This is a genomic window from Rhodanobacter thiooxydans, from assembly GCF_021545845.1.
Lineage (GTDB): Bacteria > Pseudomonadota > Gammaproteobacteria > Xanthomonadales > Rhodanobacteraceae > Rhodanobacter.
The window spans coordinates 2,535,913-2,552,068 of the sequence record NZ_CP088923.1; the positions used below are offsets into that span (position 1 = coordinate 2,535,913).

General features: G+C 66.2%; 18 protein-coding genes and 1 other RNA gene. 7 read left to right on the top strand and 12 right to left on the bottom strand.

Features of this window, described 5'->3' with window-relative positions:
• The 5 genes from dapB to hrcA form a co-directional block, all read right to left on the bottom strand.
• A complete protein-coding gene (dapB, locus tag LRK53_RS11375; RefSeq protein WP_027492488.1) occupies positions 1–801 on the bottom strand; it encodes a 4-hydroxy-tetrahydrodipicolinate reductase in 801 nt (266 codons plus the stop codon).
• A 51-nt stretch (positions 802–852) separates the two neighbouring features.
• The gene (dnaJ, locus tag LRK53_RS11380) at positions 853–1,980 is read right to left on the bottom strand and encodes a molecular chaperone DnaJ (RefSeq protein WP_027492487.1); all 1,128 of its coding nucleotides are present in this window, start codon (positions 1,978–1,980) and stop codon (positions 853–855) included.
• A gap of 105 nt (positions 1,981–2,085) precedes the next feature.
• Complete coding sequence (gene dnaK / locus LRK53_RS11385) at positions 2,086–4,002, bottom strand: molecular chaperone DnaK (RefSeq protein WP_027492486.1); 1,917 nt, start codon at positions 4,000–4,002, stop codon at positions 2,086–2,088.
• 154 nt (positions 4,003–4,156) lie between these two features.
• A complete protein-coding gene (gene grpE, locus LRK53_RS11390) occupies positions 4,157–4,690 on the bottom strand; it encodes a nucleotide exchange factor GrpE (protein WP_027492485.1) in 534 nt (177 codons plus the stop codon).
• Between the two features lie 83 nt (positions 4,691–4,773).
• Complete coding sequence (gene hrcA / locus LRK53_RS11395) at positions 4,774–5,844, bottom strand: heat-inducible transcriptional repressor HrcA (protein ID WP_027492484.1); 1,071 nt, start codon at positions 5,842–5,844, stop codon at positions 4,774–4,776.
• A 123-nt stretch (positions 5,845–5,967) separates the two neighbouring features.
• On the opposite strand from hrcA, the gene recN reads away from it, so the two are divergent.
• The gene (gene recN / locus LRK53_RS11400) at positions 5,968–7,641 is read left to right on the top strand and encodes a DNA repair protein RecN (RefSeq protein ID WP_235642096.1); all 1,674 of its coding nucleotides are present in this window, start codon (positions 5,968–5,970) and stop codon (positions 7,639–7,641) included.
• A 13-nt stretch (positions 7,642–7,654) separates the two neighbouring features.
• Here recN and LRK53_RS11405 read toward each other — a convergent pair whose 3' ends face one another.
• Positions 7,655–8,290 (bottom strand): response regulator transcription factor, encoded by a 636-nt coding sequence (locus tag LRK53_RS11405; RefSeq protein ID WP_027492482.1) that lies wholly within the window; start codon positions 8,288–8,290, stop codon positions 7,655–7,657.
• 92 nt (positions 8,291–8,382) lie between these two features.
• Between LRK53_RS11405 and LRK53_RS11410 the strand changes: the two genes are divergently transcribed.
• Positions 8,383–9,975, top strand: a complete 1,593-nt coding sequence (locus tag LRK53_RS11410) for an MASE1 domain-containing sensor histidine kinase (RefSeq protein ID WP_027492481.1) — start codon at positions 8,383–8,385, stop codon at positions 9,973–9,975.
• Between the two features lie 296 nt (positions 9,976–10,271).
• Here the strand turns inward: LRK53_RS11410 and fur are convergent, their stop codons facing one another.
• Positions 10,272–10,694: a ferric iron uptake transcriptional regulator gene (gene fur, locus LRK53_RS11415; RefSeq protein WP_027492480.1), complete on the bottom strand. Its 423-nt coding sequence runs from the start codon at positions 10,692–10,694 to the stop codon at positions 10,272–10,274.
• Positions 10,695–10,768: 74 nt separating this feature from the next.
• On the opposite strand from fur, the gene LRK53_RS11420 reads away from it, so the two are divergent.
• Positions 10,769–11,239, top strand: coding sequence for an outer membrane protein assembly factor BamE (locus LRK53_RS11420; protein WP_027492479.1), 471 nt, complete (start codon positions 10,769–10,771; stop codon positions 11,237–11,239).
• A gap of 17 nt (positions 11,240–11,256) precedes the next feature.
• Here LRK53_RS11420 and LRK53_RS11425 read toward each other — a convergent pair whose 3' ends face one another.
• Both LRK53_RS11425 and LRK53_RS11430 read right to left on the bottom strand, forming a co-directional pair.
• Positions 11,257–11,535, bottom strand: a complete 279-nt coding sequence (locus tag LRK53_RS11425; RefSeq protein WP_235642104.1) for an RnfH family protein — start codon at positions 11,533–11,535, stop codon at positions 11,257–11,259.
• Positions 11,528–11,959, bottom strand: a complete 432-nt coding sequence (locus LRK53_RS11430; protein ID WP_027492478.1) for a type II toxin-antitoxin system RatA family toxin — start codon at positions 11,957–11,959, stop codon at positions 11,528–11,530. Before LRK53_RS11430 ends, LRK53_RS11425 begins: the two co-directional genes overlap by 8 nt.
• A gap of 204 nt (positions 11,960–12,163) precedes the next feature.
• Here LRK53_RS11430 and smpB point away from each other — a divergent pair, with 204 nt between their 5' ends.
• Positions 12,164–12,655: an SsrA-binding protein SmpB gene (smpB, locus tag LRK53_RS11435; protein WP_027492477.1), complete on the top strand. Its 492-nt coding sequence runs from the start codon at positions 12,164–12,166 to the stop codon at positions 12,653–12,655.
• Positions 12,656–12,708: 53 nt separating this feature from the next.
• On the opposite strand, the gene ssrA is transcribed toward smpB, so the two are convergent.
• Positions 12,709–13,062, bottom strand: a transfer-messenger RNA (tmRNA) gene (ssrA, locus tag LRK53_RS11440).
• Positions 13,063–13,262: 200 nt separating this feature from the next.
• On the opposite strand from ssrA, the gene LRK53_RS11445 reads away from it, so the two are divergent.
• Positions 13,263–13,586 (top strand): c-type cytochrome, encoded by a 324-nt coding sequence (locus LRK53_RS11445; protein ID WP_027492476.1) that lies wholly within the window; start codon positions 13,263–13,265, stop codon positions 13,584–13,586.
• A 19-nt stretch (positions 13,587–13,605) separates the two neighbouring features.
• Positions 13,606–13,959, top strand: a complete 354-nt coding sequence (locus LRK53_RS11450) for a c-type cytochrome (protein ID WP_008436183.1) — start codon at positions 13,606–13,608, stop codon at positions 13,957–13,959.
• Positions 13,960–14,035: 76 nt separating this feature from the next.
• Here the strand turns inward: LRK53_RS11450 and LRK53_RS11455 are convergent, their stop codons facing one another.
• Positions 14,036–14,644 carry an NfuA family Fe-S biogenesis protein gene (locus LRK53_RS11455; RefSeq protein WP_027492475.1) on the bottom strand — a complete coding sequence of 203 codons (609 nt, stop codon included), beginning with the start codon at positions 14,642–14,644 and terminating at the stop codon, positions 14,036–14,038.
• Positions 14,645–14,796: 152 nt separating this feature from the next.
• On the opposite strand from LRK53_RS11455, the gene LRK53_RS11460 reads away from it, so the two are divergent.
• Positions 14,797–15,138 (top strand): 4a-hydroxytetrahydrobiopterin dehydratase, encoded by a 342-nt coding sequence (locus tag LRK53_RS11460; protein WP_027492474.1) that lies wholly within the window; start codon positions 14,797–14,799, stop codon positions 15,136–15,138.
• On the opposite strand, the gene LRK53_RS11465 is transcribed toward LRK53_RS11460, so the two are convergent.
• Positions 15,139–16,044, bottom strand: a complete 906-nt coding sequence (locus tag LRK53_RS11465; protein ID WP_037089486.1) for an RluA family pseudouridine synthase — start codon at positions 16,042–16,044, stop codon at positions 15,139–15,141.
• Between the last annotated feature and the right edge of the window lie 112 nt (positions 16,045–16,156).

The window sequence follows — 16,156 nt, forward strand, 5'->3', positions numbered from 1 at the left end:
TCAGCGCAGCGTGGCGATCACGTCCTCCAACTGCCACGACCCGGCGGCACGACCCGCCAGCCAATGCGCCGCGTGCAGGGCGCCACGCGCAAAGATCATGCGGTCGGTGGCTCGATGGGCCAGCTCCAGCCGTTCACCCTGCCCGATCAGCATGGCGGTGTGTTCGCCCACGATGTCGCCGCCGCGTACCACGGCAAACCCGATACTGCCTTCGCTCCGCCTGCCGATACGACCTTCGCGGCTGTAGACCGCCGCGGCCTCCAGCGTGGTGCCACGCGTTGCCGCCGCTGCCCGGCCGAGCGCCAGCGCGGTGCCGGATGGCGCGTCCTGCTTGCGGCCGTGATGCGCCTCGACGATTTCCAGGTCCCAGCCCGGCAGGGCCGCCGCCGCTTCGCGCAGCAGGCGCATCAGCACCGCCACGCCGAGGCTGAAGTTGGCGGCACGCAGGATCGCGATGCGCCGCGCAGCATCGTCCAGCCGTGCCTCGAGTACGGCGTCGATGCCGGTGGTGCCGCTGACCAGCGCCGTGCCTTGCGCCAGGCAATGGTCCAGCACTGGCGCCAGCGCAGCCGGGCTGCTGAAGTCGACGACCACGTCGATGGGCGGCGCCTGGGTCCAGTCATGCGCATAGCGCAGGGAACCCGTCGCGGCAACGGGTACCGGCTGGCCGTCGTGGACCGAACCCGGCGACACCACGGCATGCACCAGTTGGACGCCGGCGTCCTCGCCGAGCAGGTCGAGCAGCGCGCGGCCCATGCGACCGGAGGCGCCGCTCAAGGCGAGGCGAAGGGGACGAGTCATCGACGGCACGCTCCAGGGAACAGGGCATACATGCTAACCGCGCAGCGGGGTCTAGGCAGTAACCCTGGACCAGAATTTCTTCACGCCGTCGACCCAGCCCTTGGCGCGTGGCGTGTGCTTGCCGGCGTCGCTGCCGGCAAAGGTGGCTTCCAGCGATTCCAGCAATTCACGCTGCTGTCGGGTCAGCCGCACCGGGGTTTCCACCACCACGCGACAGATCAGGTCGCCGTGGCGGCTGCTGCGCACCGACTTGACGCCGCGGCCACGCAGGCGGAACTGGGTGCCGGTCTGGGTTTCCGGCGGGATGCTGACCGGCACTTCGCCCTCCAGCGTCGGCACCGGCAGTTCGGCGCCCAGCGCTGCCTGCGAAAAGCGTATCGGCAATTCGCAATACAGGTCGTTGCCGTCGCGCTGGAAGATCTCGTGCTCGCGCACACGCACTTCCACGTACAGGTCGCCGGCCGGCGCACCGGCGGGACCGGCCTCGCCCTGCCCGGAGAGGCGGATGCGGTCGCCGTTGTCGACGCCCTCGGGGATCTGCACCGATAGCGTGCGGGCTTCTTCCAGGCGCCCTTCGCCATGGCACTCGCGGCATGGCTTCTCGATCGCCTGGCCGCTGCCGCCGCAATGCGGGCAGGCCTGCTGGATGGAGAAGATGCCGTTCTGCATGCGCACCTGGCCGTGGCCGTTGCAGGTCTTGCATTTGCTGACCTTGCCGTCCTCCGAGCCGCTGCCGTTGCAGTGCTGGCAGTTGACCTGGGTCGGCACCTCGATCTGCCGGCTCACGCCGAACACGGCCTCCTCCAGGCCCAGCTCGATGATGTAGCGCAAGTCGGCGCCGCGCCGCGGACGGCCACGTCCACCGCCGCTGCGGCCGAAGATGTCGCCGAAGATGTCGCCGAAGATGTCGCCCATGTCGCCGAAGCCGGCACCGCCGCGACCGCCCATGCCGTTCTCGAAGGCGGCGTGACCATGCTGGTCGTACATCGCGCGCTTCGAAGTGTCGGACAGGACTTCGTAGGCCTCCTTGGCCTCCTTGAACTTGTCCTGCGCGGTGGGATCGTCCGGGCAGCGGTCCGGGTGGTACTTCATCGCCAGCCGACGAAAGGATTTCTTCAGCTCGGCTTCGCTGACGCTGCGCTCGACGCCCAGCACCTCGTAGTAGTCACGCTTGCTCATTCATGCATCCACACTGCTTGCCACGCCCTCGCCTCCAGCAAGACAGCCCGCGCCGGGAGGAGCCGGCGCGGGCTGGTCGATCGGCCATGCCGAAGACGGCGCCGATTATTGCTTGTTGTCCTTCACTTCGGTGAACTCGGCGTCGACCACGTCGTCCGGCTGGGCCGAACCGCCCGGTGCGGACTGCGCGCCGGCATCGGCCGGGCCGCCCTGCGCGGCCGCGTACAGCGCCTGCGCCACCTGCTCCAGCTTGCCGACCTTGGCCTCGATCGTCGCCTTGTCGTCGCCGTCCTTCGCCTTCTCCAGGTCGGACAACGCGCCCTCGATGCTGCTGAGCTGGTCGGCCGGCACCTTGCCGCCGTGTTCCTTCAGCGCGCTGCGGGTGGCGTGCACCAGTTGGTCGGCCTTGTTGCGGGTGGCGACCAGCTCGTGGAACTTCTTGTCCTCTTCCTTGTTCGCCTCGGCGTCGGCGACCATCCGGGCGATCTCTTCCTCGGACAGGCCCGAACCGGCCTTGATCTCGATCTTCTGTTCCTTGCCAGTCTTCTTGTCCTTGGCCGACACATGCAGGATGCCGTTCGCATCGATGTCGAAGGTGACCTCGATCTGCGGCATGCCGCGCGGCGCCGGCTCGATGCCCTGCAGGTCGAACTTGCCCAGCGACTTGTTCGCGCTGGCGCGCTCGCGCTCGCCCTGCAGCACGTGCACGGTCACCGCGGTCTGGTTGTCGTCGGCGGTGGAGAAGGTCTGCGACGCCTTGGTCGGCACCGTGGTGTTCTTCTCGATCAGCTTGGTCATCACGCCGCCCATGGTCTCGATGCCCAGCGACAGCGGGGTGACGTCGAGCAGCAGCACGTCCTTGACCGAACCGCCCAGCACGCCGCCCTGGATCGCCGCGCCCACGGCGACGGCTTCGTCCGGGTTGACGTCCTTGCGCGGCTCCTTGCCGAAGAAGTCCTTCACCGCCTCCTGCACCTTCGGCATGCGGGTCTGGCCGCCGACCAGGATCACGTCGTCGATGTCGGCCACGCGCAGGCCGGCGTCGTTCAACGCGGTGCGGCACGGCTCGATGGTGCGCTTGACCAGGTCTTCCACCAGTGCTTCCAGCTTGGCGCGGGTCAGCTTGATGTTGAGATGCTTCGGGCCCGACGCGTCGGCCGTCACGTACGGCAGGTTCACGTCGGTCTGGTGGTTCGAGGACAGCTCGATCTTGGCGCGCTCGGCGGCGTCCTTCAGGCGCTGCAGCGCAAGCGGGTCCTTGCGCAGGTCGATGCCCTGCTCCTTCTGGAACTCCTCGACCAGATAGTCGATGACGCGCATGTCGAAGTCCTCGCCGCCGAGGAAGGTGTCGCCGTTGGTGGCCAGCACCTCGAACTGCTTCTCGCCGTCGACTTCGGCGATCTCGATGATCGACACGTCGAAGGTGCCGCCACCCAAGTCGTACACCGCGATCTTGCGGTCGCCGCCCTTCTTGTCCAGGCCATAGGCCAGCGCGGCCGCGGTCGGCTCGTTGATGATGCGCTTCACTTCCAGGCCGGCGATCTTGCCGGCGTCCTTGGTCGCCTGGCGCTGGCTGTCGTTGAAGTACGCAGGCACCGTGATCACCGCCTCGGTGATCGTCTCGCCGAGGTAGTCCTCGGCGGTCTTCTTCATCTTCATCAGCACCTTGGCGGAGATTTCCTGCGGCGCCATCTTCTTGCCGTCGGAGGTCTGCACCCAGGCGTCACCGTTGTCGTGCGCGATCACGCCATAGGGCACGATGTGCAGGTCCTTTTGCACTTCCTTGTCGGTGAACTTGCGGCCGATCAGGCGCTTTACCGCGTAGAAGGTGTTCTTCGGGTTGGTCACGCTCTGGCGCTTGGCCGAGGCGCCCACCAGCACCTCGCCGTCCTTGGTGAAGGCGACGATGGACGGCGTGGTGCGATCGCCTTCCGAGTTCTCGATGACCTTGGTCGTGCTGCCGTCCATCACGGCCACGCAGGAGTTGGTCGTACCCAAGTCGATGCCGATGATCTTGCCCATGTGATTGCTCTCCGAATTTTGCGTGCGGCCCCCGCGGCCGCGATGGTTTCCAGATGGGGTTCTGCCTGGGTGATTCAATGCCGGCAAGGCCCCGGATGCGATTTGACGATGCCTGCCGCCGCGCCATTCAGGCGGGCGCCGGCAATGGCGCCGCTCAGTCCTTCGCCACTGCGACCAGCGCGGGGCGCAGCAGGCGATCGTTCAGCACGTAACCCTTCTGCAGCACGCTGACCACGGTACCCGGCGCCTGGCCCGGCGCCTCGACCATGCTCACTGCATGGTGGCGTTCAGGATCGAGCGGCTGGCCCAGCGGATCGATCTGCGACATGCCGTGGTTCTCGGCCACCTTGAGCAAGGCCTTCAGGGTCAGGCCAAGGCCCTCGCGTATCGAGGCGACGTCGCCGCCTTCGATGGCCAGGCCGCTCTCCAGGCCGTCGTAGACCGGCAGCAGTTCGCTCAGCAATTTCTCGTTGGCGAAGCGGCGGGCCTGTTCCAGGTCGCGGTGCAGCCGGCGGCGCTGGTTCTCGAGTTCGGCCTTTTCGCGCAGCACGGTCTCGCGCAACTCGGCGTTGCTTGCCTCCAGCCCGGCTACGCGCGCCTGCAGGCTTTCCAGTTCCGTGGCCGACGATTCACCCGGCTGGCCTTGGACTGGCGTATCACCAGGCGACTGCGGATCGTTGTTCTGCATGCTCACTCCAAAAACAGTTGTCATGGCCAGCATGCATGCCGGCCGCCCTGGAAAAATTCGCGATAAACCCGCTCCCGCTGGGGTTATAGGGTCGTGGCGGCGCGATTCAAGGCGTCGCTGAGCAATCCGGCGGTAGCCTGCACCACCGGAATCACCCGTTCGTAGGCCATCCGGGTCGGGCCGATCACGCCGACCGCGCCCAGCACGCGCCCCTGCGCGCCGTAGCTGGCGGTGACCACGCTGCAGCCATCGAGCGCAGTGAAGCCGGATTCCTCGCCGATGAACAGGCGCACACCCGGCGCACGGGCGCAGACTTCCATCAGTTGCAGCAATTCGTTCTTCTGCTGGAAGGCCTCGAACAACTCGCGCAGGCGCTGCAGGTCGGCCAGCTCGGAATAGCCCATCAGATTGGTCTGGCCGCTGACCAGCACATCGGGGCCGCCCGGTCCGGTCGCCGGCGGTGCAAATGAAGCGGTGGCCAGCTCGACCGTGCTGGCGAGCAGCTGGTTGAGTTCGCTGCCGGTCTTGCGCACCTCGGCCAGCAGATGGGCGCGGATGTCGTCCACACGCAGGCCGGTGAAATGGCTGTTCAAGTAGTTGGCGGCGTGTTCCAGCTCGCTGCCACCGAGTGGCCGGGCCAGTTGCACGATGCGGTTCTGCACCTGGTTGTCGCTGAACACCAGGATCACCAGCACCCGCGCATCCGGCAGCGCCACGAAGTCGATGTGCCGCAGCGGGAAATCGGCCTGGCGCGGTACCGTGACCACGCCGGCGAAGTGGGTCATCGCCGACAGCAGGGTGGACACATTGCCGAGCAGGTCGCGGGTGGTGGTCGGCCCCGGCGGCAGCTCGCGCTGCAGCCGTGCCATCTCGGCGCGCGGCAGCGGCTGCAGTTCGATCAGGCTGTCGACGAACAGGCGCAGGCCGCGCGGCGTGGGTACCCTTCCTGCCGAGGTATGCGGCGAGGCGACCAGGCCAGCGTCCTCGAGGTCGGCCATGATGTTGCGGATCGTCGCCGGGCTCACGTCCAGGCCGGACGAACGCGACAGCGTGCGCGAACCGACCGGCTCGCCGTCGACCAGGTACTGGGCAATCAGCGTGCGCAACAGGCGGCGGGCGCGGGCGTCGAGGTCATGGCCGGGTGGCTTGATCATGCTGTCGTAGCAATCCTTGAGACCCCAAAGAAATAAGGTTTGCGCGCGCAGCTTGCAAGTGGAGCGGTGTCTTGCGCCGCCGGGCTGCCGCTACAATCCCGCCACTCCATCAGCAGCCTGCCCATGCTCACTTCGCTCTACGTCCGCCATTTCGCCGTCGTCGAAGCTGCCGAGGTGGCTTTCGGCCCGGGCCTGACCGTGGTCAGCGGCGAGACCGGCGCCGGCAAGTCGCTGCTGGTCGACGCACTGATGCTGCTGGCCGGCGCCCGCGCCGACAGCGGCATGGTACGCGCCGGCAGCGACCGCGCCGAACTGGCCGCCGAGTTCGACCTGGCCGAACTGCCTGCCGCGCGCGACTGGCTGCAGCGCGAGGAACTGGACGAGGACGGCGGCTGCCAGCTGCGCCGGGTGATCCGTGCCGAGGGCAGTTCCAAGGCATGGATCAACGGCCGTCCCGCCAACGCCCGCCAGCTCGGCGAACTGGCCGCGCTGCTGGTCGAGATCCACGGCCAGCACGAACATCAGGCATTGCTGTCGCGCCCGCACCAGCTTGCCTTGCTCGACGCCTACGCCGGCCACGACGAGCTGCTGGCGCAAGTGCGCGGCAACGCCGTGCGGTGGCGCGAACTCGGCACGCGCATGCGCAAGCTCAGCGGCGGCGACGATCGCGACCAGCGCATCGAACTGCTGCGCCATGAAATCGGCGAGCTGGAGAAATGGGCGCTGCCTGCCGCCGAACTGGCCGAACTCGAGACGCAGCACAAACGCCTCGCCAACGCTGGCCGGCTGGCCGAAGGCACCGCCGGCGTGGTCGAGCTGCTCGACGGCGACAGCGAATTCGCCTTGCGTCGCGCCCTCGGCCGGGCGCAGGCCGAACTGGGCAAGCTGGCCGCGCTCGACGAGCGGCTGAACCCGCTGCTGGAACTGCTCGACAATGCCGGTATCCAGCTCGGCGAAGCCGCCGACGGCCTGGCGCGCTATGCACAGGACGTCGACCTCGACCCCGAGCGATTCACCGAGGTCGACAACCACCTGGCCCGCCTGCACGAGCTGTCGCGCCGGCACCGCTTGCCCGCGGCCGAGCTGCACGACCGGCTCGCCGTCTTGCAGGCCGAACTGGCCGAGCTCGAAGGCGCCGGTGACGTGCTGGAACAACTGATGGCGCAACGCGAGCGCCTGCGGGGCGACTACACCCACGCGGCGGCCAAACTCAGTGAGGCTCGCGCCGCGGCGGCGGCTCGGCTCGGCGACGAGGTCAGCGTGCTGATGGGCGAGCTGGGCATGGTGGGCGGCCTGTTGCGCGTCGAGCTGGAACCCTCCAGCGGCGACGAGCCGGATCCGCAGGGCGGTGAACGCTGCGAGCTGCTGGTGAGCGCCAACCCCGGCCAGCCGCCGCGACCGCTGCGCAAGGTCGCCTCCGGCGGCGAACTGGCGCGCATCAGCCTGGCGATCGAAGTGGTTACCCTGGGCAAGGACACCGTCGGCAGCATGATCTTCGACGAGGTCGACAGCGGCATCGGCGGCGCCGTTGCCGAGGTGGTCGGACAGAAATTGCGCGCGCTGGGCGCCCAGCGCCAGGTGCTGTGCGTCACCCACCTGCCGCAGGTGGCCGCCCAGGGCCACGCGCACCTCAAGGTCAGCAAGCACAGCGACGGCGACTCCACCCACACGCAGATCGAGGCGCTCGACGCCGCCGGCCGGCGCGACGAGCTGGCGCGCATGCTGGGCGGCCTTGAGATCACCCGCGAGACGCGGGCCCATGCCAGGCAGATGCTGGAGCGGGCGCAGAGCGCCTGATCCCTGCGGCCGCTCAGCTCGCCAGCGGCAACATGCCGCGCTCGGAGGCCATCCGGTACAAGTCCAGTTCCGAGCCAGCACCCAGCTTGCCCATCAGGCTGGCCCGATGGATGTAGACCGTCTTCTGGCCGATCCCCAGTTCCGCCGCCACCTGCTTCGGCGCGCGGCCACCGGCCAGCAGCAGGAATACCTCGCGCTCGCGCGCGGTCAGCCGGCTGATCGGGTCCAGCGCTGCATCCGGCCGATCGGCCCGGCGCTGGCGCAGGTCGGAGCTGAGGAAACATTCCCCCTGCATCACCGCGCGCAAGCCCGCCACCAGTTCCTCCGGCGCCACCCCCTTGGTGACGTAGCCGCTGGCACCGCGGCGCAGCGCCTCGGACACGTAGGGTTCGCCGTCGTGCATGCTCAGCACCACGACATGCGTTTGCGCATGCACGCTGAGCAGGTGTTCGATCAAGGGCAGCCCGCTGCCGTCCGGCAGCGAAAGATCGAGCGCGACCAGGTCGGGGTGCCAGTGGCCCACCGCCTCGACCGCGTCGTCGGCGCTGCGGCACTCGGCCACCACGTCGAGATCGGGCTCCATCTCGATCAGCCGCTTGAAGCCCTCGCGAACGATGGCATGGTCATCGACCAGAACGATGCTGTACATCCCATTACTTTACACAGGGACTCCCCGCTCATGCACATCCGGCCCGCCGCGTGGCTGGCCACCGCGCCGCGGCGCACATGTAACATCCGCGCATGCGCCTGAAGCCCCTACGCCTGCCCGACTCCGGCCCGCTGCTTGGCGCCGGCTACCTGTTGCTGTGGCTGCTGCTGTGGCTGACCGTGCAGCCATACTGGATGCTGCCGTATGGCCTGCGTTTCGGTGCGCTGCTGCTGGTGCCGGTGCGTTACTGGGGCTGGCTGCTGGGTGGCGAGCTGGTCGCCACCGCCGGCATCAGCCTGGTCCATGGCCTGCCCCGGGGCTGGCTTGGCTTCGCCATCGACGAACTGCCCGAACCACTGGTGATGGCCGCCAGCCTGTGGCTGCTACGACGGTTCAATCTGCACGCCAGCCTGCACAGCCCACAGGAAGTGACCCGCCTGCTGCTCTCGGTGGTGCTGGTGGTGACCGCCACCACCGCGGTAGACGCAGCCTTGCTGGCGCTGGTCAGTACGCCGGGCTCGTCGGAACTGATCATCGGCGTACTCGGCGAGGAACTGCTCAGCCACTATCTGGGCATCCTGTTGATCGTGCCGCTGATGATCATGCTGCTGCGGACCCGCATCGAGCGGCGCGCCCTGGCCAGCCTGTTCATGGATGGCCTGCTGGTGCTGCTGCCGTCCATGACGATCCTGCTGGTGCTGTCCGAACAGGCCGCTCCCCAGCCGCAATTTGCCCGCGTGCTGTCGCTGGCGCCGGTGCTGTTCTTCGCCTTTCGCCATGGCTGGCGCGGCGCCAGCCTGGCCATGCTGGTCACCAGCCTCGGCATGACCCTGGTCGACCAGCACCTGGGGCACGCTCCCTCGACCGCCGCGGCCTACCTGTTTCTGGCCGTGGCCGGAACCGGCGCGCTGATGTTGGGCTCGGCCACCGACGCCCTGCGCCGGAGCAGCGAGCGGGTGGCCGAGCAGAACGTCTACCTGGGCGCGGTCAACCGCCGACTGGATCAGCTGGCCCATCAATTGCGCGACGCCGCGCGCGGCAACCTGCAGACGGACGAGAACCAGCGCCGGCACCTGGCCGCCGAGCTGCACGATGAGCTGGGGCAGAACATCACCGCAATCCAGACCCACGTGAAGCTGGCCCAGGCGCGGCTGCTGCAGGCCGGCATGGAGGACATCAGCACCTCGATCAACACCATCCTGGCGCATATGCGACGCGCCCTGCACCGCCTGCTGGACGACCTGCGCCCAGCCGTACTGGATGAATTCGGTTTGCTGCGCGCGCTCGACGAGGGCCCGATCCGTGATCTGATGGGCGCCGCCGGGATGGTTTACCGCACCGAACTGCACGGCGATCCGCGACTGCTCGACGACGACACCCGCACCGCGATCTACCGGCTGGTGCAGGAAAGCGCGACCAACGCCGTCAAGCACGCCAAGGCCAGCGAGTTCCGGCTGCGCCTGCGCATCGGAGAGCGCCAGGGCATCGCAGTGGCCGTGCTCGACCTGCGCGACGACGGCACCGGCCTGCCCAACCGCCTGCCCCGTGGTGGGCGCGGCCTGCAAGGGATGCGCGACCGGGTCACTTCGCTCGGCGGACAGTTCCGCTTGCGTCCCGCCCCGGTCGGTGTCCACCTGCGGATTCTGCTGCGGGGCAGCAATCACCTCACCGAAAGCAGCCAGTGAGCCTAGGAATTTTTCCGATACCGGAAACGTGAAGCCCTCGTTAGCATCCTTCTCATCGATGTGGGGGAGCCGCCGTCGCAAGATGGCGGATCAAGGTCACCGTGGGGACGGGGGCCTTGAAACAACGGCAGGATGCCGTTTCGCCGCTACCTGGCGAGAGTCAAAGGCGACAGCGAGCCATTCGCGCCGCCGACCGACAGGTAGGGGAGCAGCCGCGGGTGGACAGGAGTCCTCCCCGCGGCTTTTTTATGTCCGCCTGGGCACGGCTGTTCGCCCGGGGCTGGCGTTCGGGACGCTCAGCCTTTGTGCGCGCGCTGCTTCGGCCTCACATACAGCACCAGACTGTGATCCTCGATCACGTAGCCGTGCTTCGCGGCAATCTCGTGCTGCAGCCGTTCGATCTCCTCGCTGATGAACTCGACTACTTTGCCGCTGTCCACATCGATCATGTGGTCGTGGTGCTTGCCGCGATCGAGTTCGTAGACTGCCTGGCCGCCTTCGAAGTTGTGCTTGACGATGATGCCCGCTGCCTCGAACTGGGTCAGCACGCGATATACCGTCGCCAAGCCGATGTCTTCCTGGTGGGCCAGCAGTTTCTTGTAGACATCTTCGGCAGTGAGATGCTGCGTGCCCTCTTCGTCGAAGACCTGCAGGATACGCATGCGCGGATGGGTCACCTTGAGGCCGACCCGGCGCAGCTCTTTGGTTTCCTGTTCCATGACCCACCCCGCACACGGCGTTTCCGAGCCGGTAGTGTATCATCCGACACCTTCATGATCCGGACGCGAAACGCATGCAAAAGCTGATCTCCCTGCTGGTTTTCGCCATGCTGGCGCTCTCCGTCGCCGGCTGCCATATCGTCTACAAGCCGGACGTGCAGCAAGGCAACCTGCTGGACAAGAAAACCGTGGATCAGCTCAAGCCCGGCATGACCAAGCACCAGGTGCTGGTGCTACTGGGCACGCCCTCGGTGAATACGCCGTTCGACCAGGGCCGCTGGGATTACGTATCGACCCTGTCGCACCGCGGCGGTGCGATGAAGGTGCGCACGCTCACACTGACCTTCAACAACGATACGTTGGTGCGTACAGAAGGCAATTTCTTCGCGCAGGATGCCCAGCAGCTGATCAACGACAGCAAGAAATACAGCGCCGGCTACCCGGCCAACGAGACCCAGGGCGACAAGAGCACGTCTCCGAACGACAAGAAGAACGACGGCGGCTTCGGCCAGGATGGCAACCCGGGCGGCCATGACGGGCACTGACCGGGCGGCCTGATCCCTCAGCGGGCGCGCCGGCGGCGCGCTTCCATCGGGTCGAGCAGCAGCGGCCGGTAGATCTCGATACGGTCTCCTTCACGCAGCTGCCGCTCCGGCGCCACCTTTCGCGCAAACAGGCCGAGGCGAGCCGGATCGGCCGCAGCTGCCGGAAGCACAGCGGCGATCCCGGAGGCGCCGACCGCCTGCATCACCGTGCTGCCTTCCGCCAGCTCGACCCGGCGCCGGATCGGCCCTGCCGTCCCCGCGTAAACCACCTCGACGCGGATCGTGCGCTCAGCCATGGACTCGTTCCGCCTCGCGGCAAAAGTCATCCACCATGCGTCCGGCCAGCCCCTGGAAGCCCAGTTTCAGGGCGCCGCCACCGAGCCGGCCGGCGTAATCGAAATCCAGCGCGAACGCGACCTTGCATCCCGCATCGCCCAGCGCAATGAAATCCCATACGCCCTCCAGGCTGCGGAACGGGCCATCGACCAGATCCATCTGCAGGCGCCGCGGCGGATCGACCGTGTTGCGCGTGGTGAAGCTCTGATGAAACCCGGCAAACTTGAGATCCAGCCGCGCCACCAGCACGTTGCCGTTGCGCTCGAGGATCTCGGCCCCGGCACACCAGGAGAAGCGCTTTGGGTATGCTTCGACCTCATTGACCAGGTCGAACATCTGCGCCGGCGAGTACTTCACCAGCGCGCTGCGACGAATTTCGATCACGGCAACCTCTTGAGCTTGTGCATTCATCCATGAATGCGAAGATCAGGCAAGCGTCCTTCCATGGACGCACTCTGTAGTTTTTGCATTCGTCCATGAATGCGAAGATCAAACGGGCATCCATCCATGGATGCACTCTCAAAAGAAGCGCTGCCCCTGAAAGGCGCGCAGGCAGTGCGGCCGCCAGAGGCCCGAAGTTTAGCGGACATGGCCAAGAGCAAGAACAAGGACAACAAGGGCAGCGGCACCATCGCGCTCAACAAGCGCGCACGCTTTGAGTACCACATCGACCAGCGCTTCGAGGCCGGCATCGCCCTGCAAGGCTGGGAACTGAAGGCCCTGCGCGCGGGCCGGATCAATTTTGGCGACGCCTACGCGGTCGTGCTGAAGAACGAGATTTTCCTGGTCGGCGCCTCGATCCCGCCGTTGATCAGTGCATCCACCCACGTCATCGCCGAGGACCGGCGCACCCGCAAGCTGCTGCTGCATCGCAAGGAGATCGACCAGCTGGTCGGCGCAGTCGAGCGCAAGGGCTACACCCTGGTGCCCACGGCGCTGTACTGGAAAGGCAACAAGGTGAAGGTCGAGATCGGGCTTGCCCGCGGCAAGCAGGAGCACGACAAGCGCGACACCGAAAAGCAGCGCGACTGGCAGATCGAGAAACAGCGCACCATGCGCTCGCACAACCGCACGGCCTGAAGCCGTCACAGGAAATACAAAAGAAAACCCCCGGCAAACCGGGGGTTTTGTGTTGGTGGAGGTGGGGGGAGTCGAACCCCCGTCCGAAGGCGTTAAATGCCCGGATCTACATGCGTAGCCCACCGTTCGATCTCGTTCCGCGACAAGCACGATGGGCAAGGCGCACCGCGGAACCAGCCTGATTGATTTAGCCTAGAACCGCCAGGCGGCAGCGTTCGGCGATCTCATGATAATGACCCTACACCGACGAGCATGAGCACAAGTGGGTTCGGGGCTAGGCCTTAAGCGGCCAGAGCGTAGTTGTCGTCGTTGGCAACTATGAGTTTGCTGCTGGATTAACGAGGAAAGCTGCCCCCTCGGCATGCACCAAGTCATCTCACTGCCCCCGTCGAAGCCAGGACACCCCCGGGGAAAACGATCCGACCGCAACAGTATATGGGGACGCCACTCGCGACAGCAATGCCGCGTGGCCAAGCCGGCCCTATCGGATGTGTGCTGCGCAAACATTGACCAACGTCAAGCCGAGTGTTGTTAGGTCGTTAACGCAACGTCTATACTCGGTGACTTGCGTACTTCCCTATCCGTCGTACTCGTGGGAATGATCTCGATGACTCGATTGCCCTTGCTTGGCTTGGCCCTGGCCACAGCCCTCTTTGCCGCCACCAGCGTTCACGCCGAGGGCGACAAGGCTGCCGGACGCGCACTGATCTATACCTGTGCCGGTTGTCACGGCGTACCCGGCTACACCAACGCCTATCCGCAGTACCCGGTGCCGAAGATCGCCGGCCAGAACGAGCAATACATCATCAATGCCCTGCAGGGTTACCAAAGCGGCGGCCGCAAGCACCCGACCATGGACGCGCAGGCGCAGAGCATGTCGGCCACGGACATCCAGAACATTGCCGCCTATCTTTCCAGCCTCGCCAAGTAAGTTGCCAAGGACTTCCCGCATGAAACGTGCAATCACCCTGCTTTCATTCGGCGCCATCCTGGCGTTCGCTTCGTCCCAGTTGCTTGCTGCAGGCAACGCCGAAAACGGCAAGCAGAAAGCCGCCACCTGTTTCGCCTGTCACGGCACCGACGGCAACGCCGTGGATCCGCAGTATCCGCGCCTGGCTGGCCAGTACAACCTCTACCTGCAGCGCGTATTGCACGAGTACAAGGAAGGCCAGCGCGACAACCCGATCATGAAGGGCATGGTGGCCACCTTGTCCGACCAGGACATCGAAGACGTTTCGACGTACTTCTCCAGCCTGCCGAGCAAGCTCGACACCCTCAAGAACCACATCAGCGGCAGCAAGTAGGCGCCGTATCTTCACCCGAAGAACAAAGGGCCCGCACTCGGCGGGCCCTTTGCTTTTGCACCGGCCATGTCGCTGTTCAGGCGAGCGCCGATTTGCCCCCCGCCTTGCTGTAGTAAGGCTTTGCCCCGGAGGCGTGATCGGTGGCGTCGCGCACGGCGGTGACTTCGGGCACCCGCTCGCGCAAGGTCTTTTCCACGCCCTGCTTCAGCGTCACGTCGACCATGCCGCAACCATGGCAGCCTCCGCCGAACTGCAGCAGCACCGCACCGTCGGCGTCGATCTCCAGCAAGGTGACCCGGCCGCCATGCGAAGCCAGCTTCGGATTGATTTCCGCTTCCAGCACGTAACGCACGCGCTCGATCAGGCCCGCTTCCACGCCCGGCACATGGCCCTTGATCTTCGGTGCGCGGATATTGAGCTGGCCGCCGGTGGCGTTCGGCTCGAAGTCGATGCTGGCCTGGTCCAGCCAGCTGGCGCTGTCGCCGTCGATATGGAAGTCGAAGCCGGCGCATTCCACCGTCCACTCCCCGCCGACCAGGTCCACCGGCTCGCAGAACTCCAGCTCACAGTTCGCTGCCGGCGTGCCCGGCGAGGTCACCCGCAGGCGGATGCCCAGCCCCTCGATGCCCTGCTGCGAAAGAAGGCGCAGGAAATGCTGCTGCGCACGTTCCGAGATTTCGATCATGCCTGCTCCGGGGTATCCAATCGATGCCGGCAGCTGCGCCAGCGAAACAGCACTATTTTAGTCCAGTTTCGAGCCATACGCCCGCTTTGACTTTTGTGCGTGCAACTTCGACGCTTCACGTCCCGAGAATCTCAACTCCGATGGAGACCCTCATGAACGCCAACGACCTGGCTAGCCGGCACTGCCAACCGCGCAAAGGCAAGGAATATGCACTGGACGCCGCGCAGGTGACTGAACTGCTGCAGCGGGTACCTGGCTGGCAGCTGCGCCGCGACGGTATGGCCATCGTCAAGGATTTCCGCTTCGCCGATTTCCACCACACCCTGGGTTTCATCAACGCGGTGGGTTTCATGGCCAACCAGGAAGACCATCACCCGGACCTCGAAGCCGGCTACGGCCACTGTCAGCTGCTATGGTCGACCCACGACGTGGGCGGCCTGTCGCTGAACGACTTCATCTGCGCGGCGCGGGTCGACGCCCTGCTGGGGCGCTGATCAGAAATCGGTGCGCGACTTTTCCTGCATCCACACCAGTCGCTTGCCCTTCACCGCCAGCACGTCGAGGAAATCCTTGAGGTCGTCGGGCAATGGCGCGGAAAAACTGTAGGAACGCCCGTCCAGGTCGAAGCTCATGTGCGAGGCATGCAGGAACATCCGGTTCAGGCCCATCTCGCGGTAGCGCTTGTTCATCTCGCGATCGCCGTACTTCGCGTCGCCGGCCAGCGGATGGCCGATGTGCGCCGCATGCACGCGGATCTGGTGGGTGCGCCCGGTACCGAGTGTGGCCTGCATCAGCCGGGCGCTGGGGTATTGCTCCATCTCGCGGAAGAAGGTCAGCGACGGCTTGCCGTTGTCGGCGACCCGCACCATCCGTTCACCGCCCTGCAGCACGGACTTCAACAGCGGCGCATTCACGTCGAACTTCGCCTTGGCCGGATGACCAAGCATCAGGCACAGGTACTGCTTGGTGACCGCACCGGCACGGATCGCCGCCTGCAGGCCGGTCAGTCCGGCCCGGGTCCGGGCAAACACCAGCACGCCGCTGGTGTCGCGGTCCAGCCGGTGCACCAGCTCCAGGTGTTCCTGCGGACGGGCGGCGCGCAGCAGTTCGATCGCCCCGTGGCTGACCCCGCTGCCGCCATGGCTGGCCACGCCGGCCGGCTTGTCGATCACCAGGAAGTGCTTGTCCTCGAAAATGATCGCGTCGGCCACCGACGCCACCAGGCCACTGGCCGGGGCTCGCTCCTCCGGCCGCTCCGCCACCCGCACCGGGGGGATACGCAGCGTATCACCATCAGCGAGACGTGTATCCGGCTTGGCCCGCTTGCCGTTCACCCGCACCTGACCGGTACGCAAAAGCCGATAAATCATACTCTTGGGCACGCCCTTGAGCAGGGTCACCAGCGCGTTGTCGATGCGTTGCCCATCGCGCTCGGGGCCAATCTCGACCTGACGTAACCCGTGAGGTGCGTCATGGGAAGTTGCCGTCTGCATTGAAAAAAACCTGCTTAAA

Excerpts from the sequence above, each read along its gene's own strand:
- dnaJ (WP_027492487.1), bottom strand. The coding sequence starts at position 1,980 with ATGAGCAAGCGTGACTACTACGAGGTGCTGGGCGTCGAGCGCAGCGTC.
- grpE (WP_027492485.1), bottom strand. The coding sequence starts at position 4,690 with ATGCAGAACAACGATCCGCAGTCGCCTGGTGATACGCCAGTCCAAGGC.
- LRK53_RS11450 (WP_008436183.1), top strand. The coding sequence starts at position 13,606 with ATGAAACGTGCAATCACCCTGCTTTCATTCGGCGCCATCCTGGCGTTC.
- dapB (WP_027492488.1), bottom strand. The coding sequence starts at position 801 with ATGACTCGTCCCCTTCGCCTCGCCTTGAGCGGCGCCTCCGGTCGCATG.
- hrcA (WP_027492484.1), bottom strand. The coding sequence starts at position 5,844 with ATGATCAAGCCACCCGGCCATGACCTCGACGCCCGCGCCCGCCGCCTG.
- LRK53_RS11445 (WP_027492476.1), top strand. The coding sequence starts at position 13,263 with ATGACTCGATTGCCCTTGCTTGGCTTGGCCCTGGCCACAGCCCTCTTT.
- LRK53_RS11410 (WP_027492481.1), top strand. The coding sequence starts at position 8,383 with ATGCGCCTGAAGCCCCTACGCCTGCCCGACTCCGGCCCGCTGCTTGGC.
- LRK53_RS11405 (WP_027492482.1), bottom strand. The coding sequence starts at position 8,290 with ATGTACAGCATCGTTCTGGTCGATGACCATGCCATCGTTCGCGAGGGC.
- dnaK (WP_027492486.1), bottom strand. The coding sequence starts at position 4,002 with ATGGGCAAGATCATCGGCATCGACTTGGGTACGACCAACTCCTGCGTG.
- LRK53_RS11460 (WP_027492474.1), top strand. The coding sequence starts at position 14,797 with ATGAACGCCAACGACCTGGCTAGCCGGCACTGCCAACCGCGCAAAGGC.
- recN (WP_235642096.1), top strand. The coding sequence starts at position 5,968 with ATGCTCACTTCGCTCTACGTCCGCCATTTCGCCGTCGTCGAAGCTGCC.
- LRK53_RS11455 (WP_027492475.1), bottom strand. The coding sequence starts at position 14,644 with ATGATCGAAATCTCGGAACGTGCGCAGCAGCATTTCCTGCGCCTTCTT.
- smpB (WP_027492477.1), top strand. The coding sequence starts at position 12,164 with ATGGCCAAGAGCAAGAACAAGGACAACAAGGGCAGCGGCACCATCGCG.
- fur (WP_027492480.1), bottom strand. The coding sequence starts at position 10,694 with ATGGAACAGGAAACCAAAGAGCTGCGCCGGGTCGGCCTCAAGGTGACC.
- LRK53_RS11420 (WP_027492479.1), top strand. The coding sequence starts at position 10,769 with ATGCAAAAGCTGATCTCCCTGCTGGTTTTCGCCATGCTGGCGCTCTCC.
- LRK53_RS11425 (WP_235642104.1), bottom strand. The coding sequence starts at position 11,535 with ATGGCTGAGCGCACGATCCGCGTCGAGGTGGTTTACGCGGGGACGGCA.